The organism is Pedobacter sp. WC2423, from assembly GCF_040822065.1.
GTDB lineage: Bacteria > Bacteroidota > Bacteroidia > Sphingobacteriales > Sphingobacteriaceae > Pedobacter.
In genome coordinates this window covers 920,520-938,887 of record NZ_CP162005.1, presented here as the reverse complement: position 1 = coordinate 938,887, position 18,368 = coordinate 920,520, and the positions used below count along the sequence as shown (strand labels likewise).

Genomic DNA, 18,368 nt, shown 5'->3' with positions numbered 1-18,368 from the left:
ATCTGGCTTAGATCCCTTTACCTTTCCGCTTACTTTTATTAATCTTTTTTGCAGTAGGATCAACCTGTTTAGCGTTTTTTTTTGAATCCTCATGGGTAATTTTATTATCCGTTTTAACTTCTTCAGCATTATGATGACCCAATCGATTCATATTAGAATCATAAATGGCTATAGTTTTAGCCACAGCATCTAATGCAAGAAAATGTTTTACCTCTTCCCCACCGACTATTAAGATGACAGATTGTACGTTACCTTTTTCAAGTGATTCAACAAGAACATTTCTGTTGTCATTTTTATCCAAATCTTTAACAGGGATAGAATTTATCTTACTTTCAAAATCAAAATCCGGCAGCTTTACAATTTTAAAATCACCATTCGTAACTTTCTCATTAAAATCGATTTTAATATGAGCCTTGTAATGGGATTTCAACTGATTTTGTTCTTTAATAAACTCTTTTAGCGGATATCTACCCTGCATTGCGTTAAAAGCTTCTTTTTTACTAATTGTACTATTAACTTTCTTCTCTAATGGTTTCCCGTCGATCATTACCTTCTGACCATTAACGATTAAGTCCATTGCCTGCCAGTTCTGAACTCTAAAATTTTGAGTTAATGGCTCTTTTCCCGGCTCCATTAGAGCCATATCATATGAATTAAAGAAAACCATATCAGAATCCCCTTTCCCCCTTATAAAATTCAGGGTCGTAAAAGTATCGATACCATTAATTTTCTCATTATGAGCAACAGAAAAGGAATTTTTCTCAGGGCCTAAAGAGGCTATTCCTTCCCCAATTTCAAACCTGTGCGTGTCCCCAAAACCTGTATAAAATACTTGACTGTTTAGGTACTCCTGATTTTTGACATTGATTTCCATAATAAATTAGTTTTATTGTTAAAAATTATTTTAGGTGCTACTTAATGGAGCGATTTTGCTTGGATTATCTTTTTATTGGAAACATTTAATTCCAAATGCCTGCCCCCTCCTTTCTCCACTAGCTGAATCGTTAAATATTTCTTCTCAGGAATAGTCAATTTTTTAATTACATAGACGTAATCCTGTTCAGAGTTCCCTTGTATGGTCTTATTAGAATTATTAATATATAATGGCATCATTTCCTGCTCCTGGATTGCAGTGCGCTTTGATCTCTTTTCGTCCCTTACAAAGAAGCGTAACTGATCAATATCATACTGGACGTTAGTCGTGTTTTTAATGTGCAGCTTATAATACATTAGATTACCCTGAACAAAAATCCCATCAAGCCCAAACTGGAGCCCATACTTCCGTTCCTTAATCTTAATAGATTCGCCCTTACTTATGGAAACCTTCTCTGAATTCTTTTGAACGCTGGCTTCATTTAAGCTATTTTCACCCGAAAACGTGATTATGGGCCTCCCAGATGTAACCTGATATTTATGATTGATTACAATTAATTCATTCGAATACCCAATTACAAAGGAGTAAAACTGACCATCTGTAGTAACCACTGATACATTTGTTAATGGAAAATCTTTCTTGTTGGCTTTAAGGAGTAATATATTGTCAACACCCTTAAACTGCTGAACAGAGATTGCGGTGCTTACCCATTGTGCCCGTTTAACAGGAAAAGGAAAAATTAAGTTAACAGCCATGTTTTCATTTACAGCAACATAATTTGGCTGCATATTTGCGTATTTCAGCGAAAGTGCCCCAGCTGTTCCGGGTCAAACTGACCCCCGAATTAGCTGCCGAGCGTGGTAGCGAACGCCCCACTAGGTACTACCAAAGATAATAAATTCTCGCCGACCCGATCTGGCACTCGACAAAAAGCAGCTCAGACCTGGCTATTTTCCCTTCACCCGCCTTTTTGCAACAAACCAGATGTTCTAAAATAGACCGTACTACCACAATTTTCACAAACCCCACAAATAAGCCGTTATAAACGATTCGACTATCGATGTGGACTAACACCCTACCATTGGGGCACATCAAAGCCCAGAGGCCGTTATTTAGCCTCAAAATTTCAAGATTAATAGAGTAATTGATAATCAAAAAAAGCGGCCTAAAGGCTAAAAGGGGTCACTTTCCACCGAAATGAGGAGGTCAATTTGGAGCGGAATGAAGCGTCAGTTTAATTGCGGAATGAAGGGGTCAGTTTTGGCGAAACTCCCACTATTACTAAGGATAAGAGATAATCAATTGATATCTCTTATCCTTAAACAATATCAAAAAAATATAAAAAACTGAATTTGAGCCACTTGACCCTTTTATTCGAAATAAAATCTTTCGATATTAGTATTACATTATCTGATGATACAACCTTTTGAAAAGCAAATTAAACATGCAGTTTGCATGGCAGTTAGTAAAAAGGAAAATGCTGAATATCCTTAACATAGTAGGCAAAGGGCTAGCTGAAAACCTTGAAAAGAGTAGGCAGTTAATGAATTAGAGTTTACACTTTTATATTAAAAGTGAAATATTATGAACTGGTTTAAATTAAATACAGGTGCTACTAATCCTTATCTTCCAGCTAATTATACGCTCAACAATAATCCGGGCTGTGTTGGATCAGAAACTTTATGTTCTATCAATGCGCAAACTGATGCAAATAACAAGCCTATTATAACTGGGCAAATTCAAACAGCCATCACTAACGCTTTAAATGGCATAATTACACCAAATGTGACTCAGCTGAAAGCTGCTTAGTCTTTAGCCAAGTGGTAATTTGATAAGGACCACTTGGCTTATTTTAATTTTGATAAAATATTTAAAACTTAAAATTATGAATTGGTTTAAATTAAATGCAAATGGAGACCCTTATGTAGCATCTAACTATATAATTAACAATAATCCTGGTTGCATAGGTGGTGAAACACTATGTGCAATTTTTGCAAATAGTGATGCCCATGCGAAACCAATTATAACAGGAGATATTCAAAATGCAATTACAAATGCTTTAAATGGTATAATTACGCCTGATGTGACTCAGCTTAAATATGTATAAAATATTTAAAGCCGAATTAACATAAAAGTCTGGCCATCATGAGAATCCAGACTTTTAAAAGTTCCCAAATTAAATATATACCATTTTGAAAATGAATATCATAACTGTGCATTACAATAAATCATTTTCCATTCAATAGACTATTTTTCGGTCAATACAAACACATCAAGCTCACGTTCTTCTTCTTTAAAATCAAGACCGTATTGCCGAAGTACTTTCTTTATGGTTTTTATATCAGTCCAGGAATCTATCTTAAGCTCAATATCTACAGGGTCTTCATATCCGGTTTCATTAATTATTGGTGGATTATTTTCATAATCGTTTAACTTATAGACCAAATTATCAAATGGGGTGTTTTTGAACTCTTTAACCGATTTATCAAAAGATAAAATAGTTTCTCCGCCTTTTGATTTAATTTTGTCAGCGGAAGATGTTCTGGTCAACACAAGACATTTCATTAATCGTTTTTCCCACCGTGCATCTAATCCAAATAAGCGATTCAGATCAGCAATCATCAACTCATATTGTTTTTTATCATCACCAACTCTATCTGGAGTAATAGACTCATAACAAAATTGATTTTTTCTGTTCCATTCCTCTTTAGTACCTAACGCCCGATCATAAATGTACTTAGATTTGTCCTTTACGTTTAAAATAAGCCGGTTGCGACTCCCACTTGATAAAGGAATTTGAACCAAATAGCTCCATAAAGCTTTATAAGCTGATAATATACCCAAATTCAAAAAATAATTTCTGCGGGTTTTAGTATTGGAATCCAAACTGCTTATGATTTTTTTGTCGTGCACACCTTCTCTAAGTGGTGTTATAACAGTATAACTCACAGTTTGACCGAATCCCCCTTTACTGATCAGGGGTTTGCTGTCATCAAGTTGCTTAAAATCATCTTTAACAGGCCATTCAGGTAAATTCCCATCCAGTACATATTGGATATTTTTTGCCGTAACATATTCACCCCCGGTAAGTGCAATGACTTTTCCTCTGTAAATCCAAGCTTCGTGGGGTATTGCCCAATGTTTAAACCATTTTTTTAATACATTATCTTCTACCACAGACGGTAGCATCGTTGTTTTTGCATATTTATTATTTTTAAAAAATGAATTAATATGGCTTTCAGCTTCATAAGTAACCGCAAGTATTTTAATCTGATCGCCAAATACTTTTTGTAAAGAATCCATTTTAGGAAATTCAGCAATGCAGGCGGTACAGCCTGTTGTCCAAAAATCCAGAATCAATAATACATCTTTGTAATCTGACAGATGTGTGCTTCGCTGTTTATCATTAACTATCTTTTTAATAATAATGTCCGGTACAACATCTCCGACATTCAAACTCTTTATTGTATCAGTAAAGGTACTTACTTGAAGATTATCACTGTGGATTGGATTAGCATTCAACACCAAATGGGTAGATAAAATAACTGCAATCATCATACTTACCCAGCCAAAGAAAGGAAGATTTTTTAGTTTTAATTTCATCTGGGATTTTGTTGGAGATTTGAATTATTGATAACTTGCTGATCAATTAGTAATACATAACGTTTATCATTTGGCGGAAGTGAATAGGTTGTCCCATCAAGATTGCGATATAGTGTTTTTTGAAATTTAGTATCCTTATTTAATCTCCTTAGATCAGACCATCTTAGCCCTCTGAATAAAAGTTCCTTTCTTCTCTCTTCAATCACTTTACTTAATGCTTCATCTACAGTAGTAGCCCCAATCGTAGGATAAACAACATTATCATCCCACCTTGTTTTCATTAATGTATTGAGATCTGCCATAGCCAGATCTATTTTTCCATTTCGGGCATAACATTCTGCACGTATAAGGTATACCTCATCCGTAGCAAATCCATTAAAAAATGCGGCAATAGTAACCGGGTTATAATTTCCGGTAAATCTTTGCCCGGCAGCGACAGGGTTAAAAAAAATTTCCTTTCGCAGATCATGGTCGTTATAAGACCTATAAAGCAAGGTATCTATTAGTGCTATTGACGGGCGCACAGGGCCAGCTGCATTCGTGGTACTATGAAATATCACTTCATCATTAAATCTGGTAAAAGGTGTAAGAGAAGTTCTGCTGATAGAATTATAGTCTAGTAAGGTCTTATGGTATTTTAAGCAGGAGTCTGCATATATACCAGCATTATTGTAATCTTCCATAGCCAGAAATGTTCTTGCGAGCGCAGCAAATGCCGCTACCCTGTTTGGACGTGACTTAATGCTACTTGTTAAAGGTAATAAGGTGATTGCCTCTTTAAAGTCCTGTATGATCCGGTCATAGGTTTGCTTTACAGTTCCTCTCTCAGATTCAACTTCTAAATCTGGTTCTGTCCGTACAGGAATTCCAGGATCTGAATTAGTAGAATTTTGATCGTAAGGTTTTGCATACAACTGGGCTACTTGAAAAAAAGCGTGTGCCCGAAAAAACAATGCAGATCCCCTTAAAGTATTTATTGTTATCTGGTTGAGATTACCCGGGTCATCTTGAAGTACCTTTATTACCAGGTTCGCATTATATACAACGGTATAAGGTGCAATCCAACTGCTGTTAGCGCCATTCCTTCTAGCATCAGAAGCCCATCTGTGTATATCTTTGTCTGCCTGATCAAAAAGTCCGTTATATGTAGAAGTCAGCAGGTAATAATTATCTGATGATAACTCACCATCTATAGGATAGAGGGCATTCATTACATCAAAATTATCTAATAAAGCCTGGCAATCAGCAGCAGAAAACTTCACTTCTTTACTGTTTGGCCTAACATCCAGAAAATCCTTTTTACAGGAAATAGAGCATACACAGATTAAAATGAAGAGTGTTAAAAATATGTTTTTCCGATTCATAATTAGTTTTACTAAAAATTAAAAATTCGCTGTTAGTCCCATTGAAAATGTACGTGGAGAACGGTAGCCACTGATGATATCTGGATCAATACCTTTTTTATTAGCCCTCCATAGAATTCCAACATTATTCACATTTGCATAAAGTCTGACAGATTTCAGACCTGGTATCCTATTTTGGAGCAGATAAGCAACTGTAATATCTTGCAGGCGAATATGGTCAGCCTTTTCTACAGTAGCCGCAGAGCCATTATAAAAATCATCACGTTCAGAGTTTGGAGGATAGATCATAGCAGGTATATCTGTGATTTTTTCATCTCCTTGTTTTTGCCATCTTCGTGAATATTCTTCATTACCCATACCTATGGCATAAAGATTATTGTAGTTTATCCCGGGTCTTTTAAAATAATAATCAAATTTATAAAGGATATTAGCTGACACTTCTATTCCTTTAAAGGAAAATGTATTACGAAACGCTCCATAATAAACTGGCGTGGCAGAGCCAAAATACCGAAGATCCTCTATTTTAGCATTCAATAAGTTTGAATAATCTTTACTCACTTCGCCATTAAGATAACCTTGAGGCTCTCCATTGGAAGAATCAAGGCCAGCCCAATTATATGCAAGAACAGCATACGCATCCTTTCCCTCAATTGGATTGAGAAAATTTGACCGACCAATGTAATCCAGAGCAGTATTTTCCTTTAATAAATAACGGGTCACTATTGTTCTGCTATAATTAAATATTAAAGTGCTCCTCCATTGAAAATCGGACATATTCATGTTCAAAGAATTTAAAGTTATATCAATTCCTTTTCCATGCAGGTTAGCAGAATTTAAAGTTTGTGTATATGATCCCTTGGTAAGATCAATTGGTGCGTTAGTGACCAGATCTTTTGAGCGCTTATCAAAATACTCAATACTTCCTGTAAGCCGGTTATTCTTCATACTAAAATCTAATCCTATATTTAACATTCCGACCTTTTCCCATCTTAAATCTGGATTAGGGGGATTAGTAGTCTGTGCATAAGGAAGTCCTGTTATAGAATTACTGCCAGGATAAGTGACAACTGCATACGCAGGAACTCCAGTTACAACGTTTCCGCTATAGCCATATGTTCCCCTAAGTTTCAAATTAGGTATGAATTCAAATCTATAAAAGTTCTCTTTAGATATATCCCAACTTGCACCTCCAGACCATAAAGGAGACCCTCGTTTATTGGCATTATCTCCAAACACATTTGAAGCATCTTTACGAACACTTGCAGATATTGAATAACGATTATTATACGTGTATGCTGAGTTGAAAAATAAAGAAGTGAATCTATTGTTATTATCATTTATTGATGGCTGGTTAGGTATTAATTCTGTTCCTCCATAATAAGTTTGGACAGGGTTCTTGTAGTCTACATTTAAAAAAGAATTGGTATTAGGATCAAAACCATATAATGTATTTTGAATTGTTGTCAATCCATAATTTTTTCGAGCTTCGGCACCAGCAATTGCATTAAGTTCATGTTTATTATTCCAGATTTTGTGCCCATTGACCTGTGCACGGATAGTTTGGGCTTTAAATATTGATTCCCTTGGAATATTTATTGCACCAGAAGGAATAGCCCGCTCAAAGGTAATTGGATCAGTATAGGTGTTTACCAGATTCCGTACATAGTAGGAATCTTTGTCGTACAATGTTTTGGAATCTGTATTAGTTTGCTGATATTGATATTTGATGTCTGCTGACAGTATTGAATTTAAATTGTATGTAACGCCAAGGTTGAATAGGATATCCTGTGAATTTCCAGTAAAGACAGTTTTATGAAGATCATCCAAAGGCTTAAATCTCCAGTCAACCAGTCGGGAATCCTTACTTAAGTTGTCAAGATAAGTCGGATTATAGATCATGCCAGGCGCGAGATGGTTGCCGGAGCCGTCAGCCAAACGAGCATAAGGGTAGAACAATCCAGGATCATATGATGTCGCGCCAGCAGCTGCCTCGTCAGAATTTACGTCTTTTGTTCTTGTGTATAAAAAACTGGTTTGAATATCAAGCTGTTTAATTGGTTTAAAAGTGACATTAGATCGGAAGGATGTTCTATTATAAGTAGAAGTTACTAAACTATTTAAGTTTCGGTCATACCCTGCAGATAACATATAGGTAACTTGTTTACTACCACCATTTATGTTAAGTGAATACTGTTGGTTTATAGCGTCCCTATACATATATTTTAGATAATCGTTACGTACATCATACTGACGAAAGGCATTAATCTGATTATCTATCAGTGCTCTTCCTTCTGTATCTGATAAAGGCAGTTCACGTTGCTTTGCTAATAGTTCAACTACGGGGGTTAAAAATGGAGGATAAGGACTGGTGGTTGTTAATTTGTTATCATAATACTGATTGGCAAATAAAAACCTCTCAACATCAATGGCATCTGAACTACTTATTTGAGGCAGGTAAAATAAATCTGGCTTTTCTGAAATAGTGACATTTCCATTGAATGATATAGATAGAGGTTTATCATATGCGCCTTTTTTTGTAGTTATTACGATTACACCATTACCAGCTCGTGTTCCCCAGATAGAAGCAGCAGCAGCATCTTTAAGAATTGTGATATTTTCAACATCATTTGGGTTCAAATTAGATAGATCTCCTTCATAAGGGATATTATCCAATACTACCAGCGGCCTGGTAAGAATGGTATTATTATTTAGTGAACTTATTCCCCTTATTGATATCGCATCACCAGTTGGAGATGTTGCCGATCTATTATTAAAATACACCCCTGCAACAGTTCCAAGTAATCTTGATGTGACAGTGGTTCCTGTTACGCGATTAAATAAATTATTGTCTATCTTTTCAAATGAACCAGTTGTACGTTCTTTTGGTAAAGTTTGGTATCCTGTACTCACAATTTCTACACCTTCAAGGTCTGAGGGTTGAAGTTCAAGTTTAATAATTAAAGGCCCAGATTGCTGGGCTGGTATCTGCTGTGATTTGTAGCCAATATAACTTACAATTAAAATTGCTTTTTCATCAACATTTAATAATTCAAAATACCCTTCATTATTCGTTAAAACTGCTTTATTGCTATTTAACACTTTAACTGTTGTCCCAACTAAAGGCAAATTGTTATTATCAACGACATGTCCCCTGATATCAATTTCAGTAAACAATTCAGACAGTGCTTTATTTAAGCTTTTAATAATTGATGGGCTTTTAGGTTTTAAAGAAACCGCTTTATTACGGATTTCAAATGTGAAAGGCTGATTAATGAAGCATTTAATTAATGCTTCTTCTAAAGATGAATTCCTTATATTAATTGTAATTGGGCTGGTTTTCTCAATCAAATCATTATTATAAAAAAACTCGTAGCCGCTTTGCCTGCTTATTTCTTTAATGACATTGTTTAATGGCGCATTCTTAATGTTGAGAGAAATGCGCTGGCTATAGCCAGTAGCACTCAACTGCATTATGGTTGCTATTAAGATCAAAGTAGTTAATCGCATAATTAGCAATAATTTACTGATGTGCCGATTAAGCACACCATCTTTCTTAGTATAAATTTTATACATTTGTAGTTCTGGTTTAAGGTTGATAACTATCTCAAATTTTTATTATCGGAACCCAGACTTAGCCAGCAGTGTTTCGAGCACTTCTGGCTTATTTTTTGGATTCTTAACAGTTAAGTATTTAATTTATCGTAATTGTAACCCTCCTTCCTTCAACTTTAAAGTTTACTGCTCCTGTTCTTTCCATAATTCCAAGTACTTCACTTAGACTTCTACTTCTGGCAATTTTACCTTGAAAAGCAAGCTTAGGGTCTGGCTCATTTTTATAGAAAATTTCTACATTATACCACCTTGCCACCTTATTCATAATGCTCTTAAGATTTTCATTGAAAATAAAATATCCATCTTTCCATGCAACAATGTCGTCCAGATCAACATTGCTTAAAATCTTAATCTGGCCTTTTCTGATTTGGGACTGTTGACCAGGTTTAATAACTACAGTTTTATTTTCAGCTATTCCGCGCTGATATAGATGATTTATCTCCTTTTTAGAGGTCACTTCAATAGAGCCCTCTAATAAAGTGGTTTGAACAGAAAATTCATCATCGTATCCATTGATATTGAAGTGCGTCCCCAGAACTTTTACTTTCTGACCTCTGCTGTAAACGATAAAAGGACGTTTTTTATCCTTTGCTACCTGAAAATAGGCTTCGCCGCTCAACTCTACTACCCTGTCTTTGAGTGACGCAAAAGATGAAGGGTATTTGAGAGCTGAGGCAGCGTTAAGCCATACTATCGAACTATCCGGCAAACGCACCTGATATTGTTCGCCCCTGGCTGTTGTCAGAGTATTATAGTGTAATTCCCCCCATCCATTATCAGAAGAGGAATTCGAAACTTCATAAATAAGTTGTCCATCAGTGGACTTAGTAATTTTTACGCCCGCCTCTTTAGCAAGAATTCCGTTTATAGCATTTGATAAGGTAATATTCTTACCATTTGCCAATGTTAGCGTAGCACCATTCTTTCCTGGCCTGATTTCGTTTTTAAAAGTGATTTCAGTTCGGACAGTACCTACGCTTTTATAAAAATAAAACCAAATGCAGATTGAAATAATTATTGATGCTACAGCAGCTATTTGGGGCCAGAGCTTATTCTCTCTCTTGTTAGCAATGATATTAGGAACTGAAGTGTTGATTTCTTCAAATTGGAATTCTGTTAAATGGGGAATATCATTAAGTTCAAATTTGTTATACCAGGATTCCAGCAGTATTTTTTCACCTTCAGTACAAGTGCCATTACTATACTTCTTTATTAATTCGATTAATTCCGATTTATTCATAAGCCCCAGCTGTTTTTTCTAATTTTAACTAAGACAGGTAACGCTATGGCAAAGGGCTAGTCATGCTGAAAAAATATTTTATTTTCTCAAACACAATCATAAAAACATTGTATAGGCAAAGATTAAGCTATCCGATTAAGAAAAGTAAATAATTAGAATTTTAAAAGCAGAGCTAGGTAAAGAATCAACCCTAGTTTTGTTCTGAGAATCTTTAATGAACTTTTTATCTGATTTTTCACTGTATGTTCAGAGACTCCCAGGGTATTGGCAATCTCTTTATGGCTCATATTTTTTCTGCGGCTCAAAATAAAGACTTCTCTCATTTTTGGTGGCAATGCATTGATTTCCTTCTCTATGATGCTAGCCAGATCCTTTTCACGCATGATCAAATCAGTAGTGAAATTATTATCATCAATGAAGCTAGTGATAGAATCCGTATATTTTGATATTACCTTTTTATGAGCAATTATATTAAATATCTTATTCCTGATCGTTATATATAGATAACCAGAGATATTTGTAGTTAGCGGCATATCCTTATGCTTTAACCATAAAGTGGAAAATAAATCCTGTATAACATCTTTAGCTTCTTCGAAGTCACCTAGCTTTTTATAAGCATGAACGTGAAGGATTCCTTTGTATCTATGGTAGATTTCGCTGAATGCGGTTTTATCACCATCACGGAGCAAGACAGCCAATTCATCATCAGAAAGTTTACTATACAAAATCATTACAATGGAATTATTTTTTGTAAACACAATAACAATAAATCTTTGGAGATGATCTTGTAAAATTAGGTAATATTTAAATCATTGTTAAATTATTATTAATCGCAAACATATAAGTTTTATAACTTTAGCGATTGATTTATTAAAAAACATCAAAGGAATATCAAAGAAGCAACATTCTGGGAATTATTAATTGGTCAAATAATAGGATCTAATATTATTCTATCAGATGAATACAATTGAAGTAGTTTGTTTTGTATAGTGTATGTTTCGTCAAAACTGGTCAGTTAATGTACAATTAAACTGAACATCCAATACGCTTCAAAGTGTACACTAAATACGCTACAAAGTGGTCACTTGGCTGATTTTCAGCGCTTTTAAATACCGGAAATTACTGAATAAGGGATTATGTCAGGACAGGGGGCGAACGCCGTCTGTGGTTGTTTATTTTGGCCTATACGGAAGAATATTTATCAATCGAGGGAACAGGTTTCTCTAACCTCTGAAAAATTGCTTTGGATACCCCGATTTGGTGTTTGGGATCAATGATCTGTCGCTATAGCGGGCTGATGACCGCAAAATGGTGAAAGTACAGAAGGCTTGGAATTGGAGCAGGTACAGAACGCACCTGTGGGAAATTAATTATATTTGGCCTGGCTGTAATAGCATTCGCTACCACACATGGCAGCCAAGGGGGTGTACAGTTTGCCCCGAAATGGAGTGACCACATTCATCATAATATACACTAAGGTTTCAATAAGAATGCAATCGATGGTGGCAATCAAAAAACCACAGTTGTTCCGTATTTCGAAATCCTCATGTTTCTGGAGAACTTCGATTTGATCGAAGTACCGCTTATTGTATCGATCCCAGAAAAAGTCAATCAGGGGTTTCCATTGCTCATCTTGATAAACCTCTTCGCTAGCATTATTTATTTCTTCAATGGTCATTATCCAAAATTAAAATTGCCTTAATGTCGGAATTAATATTGAAATCTTTGTAGATAGATGTAGTCAATGCAATCTGTTCATTTATCTGCTTACATTTATACAATGGTGCCACCGTGAAAAATCTATATTAAATATTTTTGGTGTTTCATTCTGCAAAATCCTTGATGTTAGCAGCAGCAATGATTTTGGGGCACTCCAGTTTGAACTCATTGATGAAAACTTCTTTTATTACCGAAATAGATTGGACATACTCTTCTTCCGGTACTTCGAACAGTGCAGCATCATGCATTGGCAAAAGAAATTCTATTGAGGGGTGATTGCTTCGCAGGTTGATGATTGCTTTTTTTAATATCAATGAGGCGGTGCCTTGGATTCTTTGGCTAAGGGCCCATGAAATATCATTTTCATTGTCCAGTTTATACCTGAAGTTTCCATTATGGGTACCTATAGCACCTTCAATTAAAAGCTGATCATTGATATTATTCCGGTACTGTTCCAATTGCCCATACTTGCTAAACGCTTGGATAATAAGTGGAGAGAGCTCATTTCTACAGGCATATAAATTAAAATCTTTTAGGACATTACTGTGTTTTTTAATATCCATACCGTATGAGTATTTATAGAACAGACTTTTACAGAATTTCCGTTGGCTTTCCTGATCTGTCAAAAATTTGGAAATCTCTATACGGTTACCGATTTCTGTATATATATCAGAGGCATTATATTCGGAAATTAATTGGGGGTCATTAGCATCGTTGGCTAAAATTCCAGCTTCGAACTGGGCATAGTCCACATAAATCAACCGCTTTCCTTCATGGGCAGCAACAATGGATCTATATTTCCTACTCATGTTCTGTAGGTTCGGACTACTTACCATCGTACGTGCGGTAATGGTACCGAATGAATCGTACGAGGGATGGATATTTTTTCGGTTTGGATTCAGTGCGCCGATTGAAAGCAATGCATTTAGATCTCCTGTGGCTCTTTTTTCAAGGTACAACAGTTTAATGAGTTCATGCCTAGCTGATGAATCCTTCAAAAAATAGTAATAACCTTTTTCTCTTATTATGCTGTCAAGATCTGTTATTTTAGCATGTTCTTCAATTCTTCTCAAAATTGTCTGGCGATCGGTTAACGATATGATCCTATAGTCAAGCTGAAGTCTATTACGCAAACGGTAAACTTCTCTGGTCAACAGACCGATCCAGTCTGCGACATTTGTTGTATTTAATGCAATGCCCTTATAAGTCCGTTCAAGATTGATAATCCGTATCAGTTTTTCAACCTTTATAAAACGGCCTAGCTCGGTTTTGGTCCTCAATTCCTCAACTAAGGCTTTATAACAATCAGACATTGCAATCAGCAGGCGATGGTATAGTTTTTCAACCTCCTCCTCGTCCACTGAGTTCATTCCGTAATAAACATGCGAAGCATTAGCCAGATCTTCTTGCTCTGATTCGTCGTACAATGGTGAAACCATGGTCCAGATACTTCCCGGACCGTTTTCTTTTTTCTTTCCACTGGCCTGCTTAGCCATTTGCTCCAGGTCCTCTATTTTCATGGGCATGGTTTCTTTTCTTATCCTCAACCAATTGATCAGTGTATCCCAATCGAAGGAAACCAGAGTCGTATTGGATGTATAAAGTGCATCAATTGTGGATAGCGTCTCGAATACCCCGTTGCAATAAGAATAATATGTCGCTGGGTCCAAGCCGTTACTGTTGCTAAGCCTGCTGATGAAGAATTTTTTCTGGTCTTTCATAAAGAAACAAATAATGGTAGATCCCTTGGGATATCTTTTAATTTTATCTCACCCGGTCCGGAAACCAGGTCTGATTTTTTTCCAGTTGTCAAAAAGGCCACGTAAGCATTCTGGTGAACGGTCTTTAGGCCCCTGTCGAGCTCAGCAGTAAGATTGATCTGGGGAACAGACTCCAGGCATAACAAAGCACTTCGTTGAGAAATATAGGTATTGAAAAAGCCTTTATTAAAACTACGTTTGATAATCGACACTGCGCCCGGGCTTAATGCGGCAAAATAAATGCACGCCCCGGCAACCTCTGGAGCTTTTTCAGTTCCCTGGGAATTGGTAATCAGCTTTTCCGCATAAAGCAACAACGCTGGGTCTGTAATTTTATGGTAGGCAAGCAGTTTAAATATTGAGTAGGATTGCCATGTGTAGATGTTTTTACCCGGATCAGTGATGGAGGTAATCAGTACATCCAAGAGTGATTTGGTTATATAATCTTTATCTATCGCCATCAGGAAGCGTATGTATGTCTCCGCATGCCAGGGGCTGTCCTCGAACCATTTTGCGATAGCGGAAACAATGTCGGAAAAGTTGATCAGATCGCGGAACCCAGGCGTCCTTGCAAACCGCTGTAAACGCTCAATGGAAAACCTGAATTTTTTCGGGCTACCCAGCTCCTGATAATGTTCCACTGAGTAATGAAATAGATCATTGACCATGCCAACCGCAATCTGAAGTTCTCGAGGCTTATTTGAATTATTTAACGTACATATCTGGTCTATCTGCCTATCGGTTATGGGCGTGTATTCTTCTATTTTTTTCCTTTCTTCCGGATCCGACCAGTTTAAGACATTGGTTTTCTGCGAATTTAGGTTCAGACCAATCTCCGAAAGTTTATCTATCAAGGACATAAGTGCTTTCCTTGCCTGATACTTGTCCTCGCATACAATTCTTATGTCATCCATAAACCGGTAGTAATTTGGAAACTCCCCTACCATCTGCCTGTCGATGTGCGCCATAAAAAGATTGGCAATAAAAGCAGAGGCATCCCGGTTCTGTGGGATGCCATTGCTTGTATACCCCATATTGGACTGCCATTTAGCTATCAGTTGGGTAAGAAGCGTAATAGCATTCCTATATTCTGCAGGATTTTTAACATCAGAAATATGATCGTCCAATTTTGTTTTCAGTGCCGCAAGTGAGATGTTGTCATAGTAATTAGTGATGTCGGTCACCACAAGATAGGGACTCTCTATGTTTATCGATTCTAAGATCTGATGTTGGAATTTTTGCCATTGCTCTACAGAATTGTTAAAGAAATAAGTGTGGTTACTGCTTTTATCATAGTTATATCTTGCGGAGTATACCGTGTTGATCAATATGTGATCAAGTTCTTGGGCAATCACGTCCGTTACCGCCTGATAGATTACACGGTCAATTATACTGTTCTGCACAGCGCGTCTGGTCGTAAACCCTTCTTTTGGAACGGTATATATTTCCGGAGCTTGAGGTACGTAGCTTCCATCAACGATATTATCTTGGATAATCTGGTAAATTGTCCCCGAATAAAGCATATCCGCAAACCTGACTGGATCCTGGAACCAGTCGTCATTTATATCGCTCTTGATGTTACCTACAGCTTTCCAAATATCGAGATGAACACCATTAACCTCTATGCGGCTTAGATCAATGAGATTTTCCTGTTCATCAACTATGATTTTTTTTGCATTATTTGTATAGTTAACCTCTTCTAGGTTTTCATCTACTTCTAAGAGAATCTTATTTATATCTACAAAGCTCAAATCCAGTGCGTGAATATTGTTTGCAAGGGCAGACTCATCGGCAAGTTTCGTAATAATCCCGACCAGAACCGGGCCCTTGCTCAGCAACAATCCACTACCAGAGTATCCACTGATCAAATCAATTGCACCGTCGGAATGTATTGTGCCCTCTGATCGGATAACAATAATCCCATCGGGAGAAGAACTGGAAAAAGTATAAGTAAGTGGAGAGTAAATATCCCTGTTTGAATTTGGAAATCCAGCCGACCTGAAACTTCCTGAATCACGTTTATTAGAATGAAGGACTATCTCTGGGAAACCGGTGCGATTGGCTATCAGCTTCTTGTCAACCTTTAAGATACAGAAATCACGTTTGGGGTGGATAAAAATATCTTGCGCTGTAACTTTCTGTGCGCGGAAACTGCTGGTGGCAAGGTTTTCATTGTGTTCTACGAGAACATAATCAATATCACTTATGGCATGATGGTAAACGTTTTTATTCTCAATAACCTCTCTTTGCCCAAAGATACAATGGAGTGCTGTGAAAACATATAAATAGTTACAATCAGCCGAAGTGAAATAGATTACCCCGCTCCCCCCGGTATTTGTGGTGACCAAAATGCTTTCTTTAAACTTTACAGTAATCCTAACTGCAATTTTACTGAGCAAGTATTCGGTGTTATTGGTTGTCAAATTTGGTTGCATTAAATGGTGAGACAATAGCCATGCTGATAGTTTGCATTGAGGCACTCAAAATGATCTGCTCTTTTTTCGTCCACTGTTAAGTTCAGACAATCGGAAAAATTTTCGTAATTAAAGTGAAACGTTATACGCTCCCCTTCTTTCCGTTCTGTTCCAAGCAAGATTTTAGCGATGGTGGACTTATTTGGCAGACCGGCCTTCTTTCCATTCGTACTGATAATAAATTTCCTAGAATCAATCATTTTAAGCATCGTCACGCTTAAGCTCTTTCGGCTTCCGTGATGGGAAAGTTTGACCGCGTCGACTTTTAGCTTTTCCACTTTCCGATCCATTAAAATCTGCTTTAAGGATACTTTAATTATTTCCGGGATAGCGTCACCGAGATACAATAGAGACTTTTCTTTATATTCCAACAGAAATGCAATGCTTGTTGCGTTTTGTAATTTCTCATCTAAATCCTCCTTCTGTTCGTTATACATACGATTTTCCAACTTTTTTAACTCATTAATTGTTTTCTTGTAGTCTGTTGATTGAAATCCAACATCAGGATTGCCATATGCCGTTTGAAATTTAGCCATGAGCTCATCATTGGGTGAAAGTATGGTGATTTTCGCACCATAAAGCTCAATCTCCATTGGCATTTTCAACCTGTTGTTAATATCCCACTGAATATCAGGCAGCGTATGTAAATAGCTTTCGAATACGGCCATCTCCCTTGCACTTACATCGAGATTTCTAATCAGAGTGGTAACTTTTTTGTCTTTTTGTGCGGAGTTAAACCAATATTTATCAATACTACTTCCAAGAATGGGGCTGCTAGGGTTTTTGATATCTTCAGTAAGGTAAATAAGCCCCTTGATATGATCTTGGTCAATGTGGGTTATGATAAAAACATCAATGATCTGCTTTTTTTTTATCCTGCTTTCTATCTCTTTTCTGATATGATCTTCAAAAGTTTGTCGGCCATTGCCGCCATCAACCATTATATTTACGCGTTTGCCATGGTTTCCGATATAAGATATCAGAAAGCTATCGCCGTTGCCCGCCTTAAGTGCCTTAATTTGAATTCTATTGTTATTCATGGATAGATTTAACTTAGAAATATTTCTAAAAGGTATAGAATATCTAGATGATCTCACATTTTTTACCAATTTAAATAAAAAATTCCATCACTATTGGCTCATTTCCAATCTGTTATTTTCCTTATTCGGAAGGTGCTGATAATATAGATCAGCAAATGTGGTTCTCCAGAACCATTTTGATCCTTCTGTTATCCACTCAAAAAAAAGGAACAACCAGTCCGCTTTTTTGTATCCCAGTTACCACGGAGAAAAGAACGAAAGTTGGAAAAAATCATTTAATAAATAAGGATTTCTCAAAGGAAAATTAAGTGGCTAAAAATTATCGTATTTGCAATCTCTAACTGATTGTGTTAATCAGATTACTTTAATGTGTTTTAAACAGAAAATCTATTTAAGAAGATTCTCAACATGATTGAACTTTGGTAAGATTCGCATAATAAATGATAAAAATGGCAATATTAATTTGTCTTATTTTCGGTAGATTGCATAACTTCGAATAGAATTTACAGCTAAAACGTACCAAACAAAAGATGAGTGATTCGGTGAGTCAAATCCAAAACCTCCATAAATACTATTTAAAACCTGATTTTCACGCTAGGTACAAATCCCAGCGGGATTATTATTAATTAAGCTAGATTATTTTAATCCACTAAAAAAACTCAAAAGCGGTATCAGGGGTTCG

Annotated in this window: 13 protein-coding genes; 2 read left to right on the top strand and 11 right to left on the bottom strand. The window is 36.4% G+C overall.

The genetic code is table 11. The features are described from left to right. Window positions 1–7 precede the first annotated feature (7 nt). Window positions 8–874 carry a hypothetical protein gene (locus AB3G38_RS03505; protein ID WP_367867111.1) on the bottom strand — a complete coding sequence of 289 codons (867 nt, stop codon included), beginning with the start codon at window positions 872–874 and terminating at the stop codon, window positions 8–10. Between the two features lie 41 nt (window positions 875–915). Further along, a complete protein-coding gene (gene traN / locus AB3G38_RS03500) occupies window positions 916–1,662 on the bottom strand; it encodes a conjugative transposon protein TraN (RefSeq protein ID WP_367867110.1) in 747 nt (248 codons plus the stop codon). Between the two features lie 796 nt (window positions 1,663–2,458). Here traN and AB3G38_RS03495 point away from each other — a divergent pair. Then, on the top strand, window positions 2,459–2,683 hold the full coding sequence (locus tag AB3G38_RS03495; protein WP_367866956.1) for a hypothetical protein: 225 nt from the start codon (window positions 2,459–2,461) through the stop codon (window positions 2,681–2,683). A 76-nt stretch (window positions 2,684–2,759) separates the two neighbouring features. Beyond that, entirely contained in the window at window positions 2,760–2,981 is a 222-nt protein-coding gene (locus AB3G38_RS03490; RefSeq protein ID WP_367866955.1) for a hypothetical protein, read from the top strand. 140 nt (window positions 2,982–3,121) lie between these two features. On the opposite strand, the gene AB3G38_RS03485 is transcribed toward AB3G38_RS03490, so the two are convergent. The 9 genes from AB3G38_RS03485 to AB3G38_RS03445 form a co-directional block, all read right to left on the bottom strand. Then, a complete protein-coding gene (locus tag AB3G38_RS03485) occupies window positions 3,122–4,477 on the bottom strand; it encodes a TlpA family protein disulfide reductase (RefSeq protein ID WP_367867109.1) in 1,356 nt (451 codons plus the stop codon). Then, window positions 4,474–5,841: a RagB/SusD family nutrient uptake outer membrane protein gene (locus tag AB3G38_RS03480; RefSeq protein WP_367866953.1), complete on the bottom strand. Its 1,368-nt coding sequence runs from the start codon at window positions 5,839–5,841 to the stop codon at window positions 4,474–4,476. The genes AB3G38_RS03485 and AB3G38_RS03480 overlap by 4 nt, the downstream gene beginning before the upstream one ends. An 18-nt stretch (window positions 5,842–5,859) precedes the next feature. After that, a complete protein-coding gene (locus AB3G38_RS03475; RefSeq protein ID WP_367867108.1) occupies window positions 5,860–9,414 on the bottom strand; it encodes a SusC/RagA family TonB-linked outer membrane protein in 3,555 nt (1,184 codons plus the stop codon). A gap of 118 nt (window positions 9,415–9,532) precedes the next feature. Then, window positions 9,533–10,693, bottom strand: a complete 1,161-nt coding sequence (locus AB3G38_RS03470) for a FecR family protein (protein ID WP_367867107.1) — start codon at window positions 10,691–10,693, stop codon at window positions 9,533–9,535. 152 nt (window positions 10,694–10,845) lie between these two features. Further along, entirely contained in the window at window positions 10,846–11,424 is a 579-nt protein-coding gene (locus tag AB3G38_RS03465; protein WP_367867106.1) for an RNA polymerase sigma factor, read from the bottom strand. A gap of 635 nt (window positions 11,425–12,059) precedes the next feature. Next, entirely contained in the window at window positions 12,060–12,371 is a 312-nt protein-coding gene (locus AB3G38_RS03460) for a hypothetical protein (protein WP_367867105.1), read from the bottom strand. 145 nt (window positions 12,372–12,516) lie between these two features. Next, window positions 12,517–14,133 carry a DNA polymerase gene (locus AB3G38_RS03455; protein WP_367867104.1) on the bottom strand — a complete coding sequence of 539 codons (1,617 nt, stop codon included), beginning with the start codon at window positions 14,131–14,133 and terminating at the stop codon, window positions 12,517–12,519. Beyond that, a complete protein-coding gene (locus AB3G38_RS03450; RefSeq protein ID WP_367867103.1) occupies window positions 14,130–16,607 on the bottom strand; it encodes a reverse transcriptase domain-containing protein in 2,478 nt (825 codons plus the stop codon). The genes AB3G38_RS03455 and AB3G38_RS03450 overlap by 4 nt, the downstream gene beginning before the upstream one ends. Then, a complete protein-coding gene (locus AB3G38_RS03445; RefSeq protein WP_367867102.1) occupies window positions 16,607–17,686 on the bottom strand; it encodes a ComEC/Rec2 family competence protein in 1,080 nt (359 codons plus the stop codon). The genes AB3G38_RS03450 and AB3G38_RS03445 overlap by 1 nt, the downstream gene beginning before the upstream one ends. Between the last annotated feature and the right edge of the window lie 682 nt (window positions 17,687–18,368).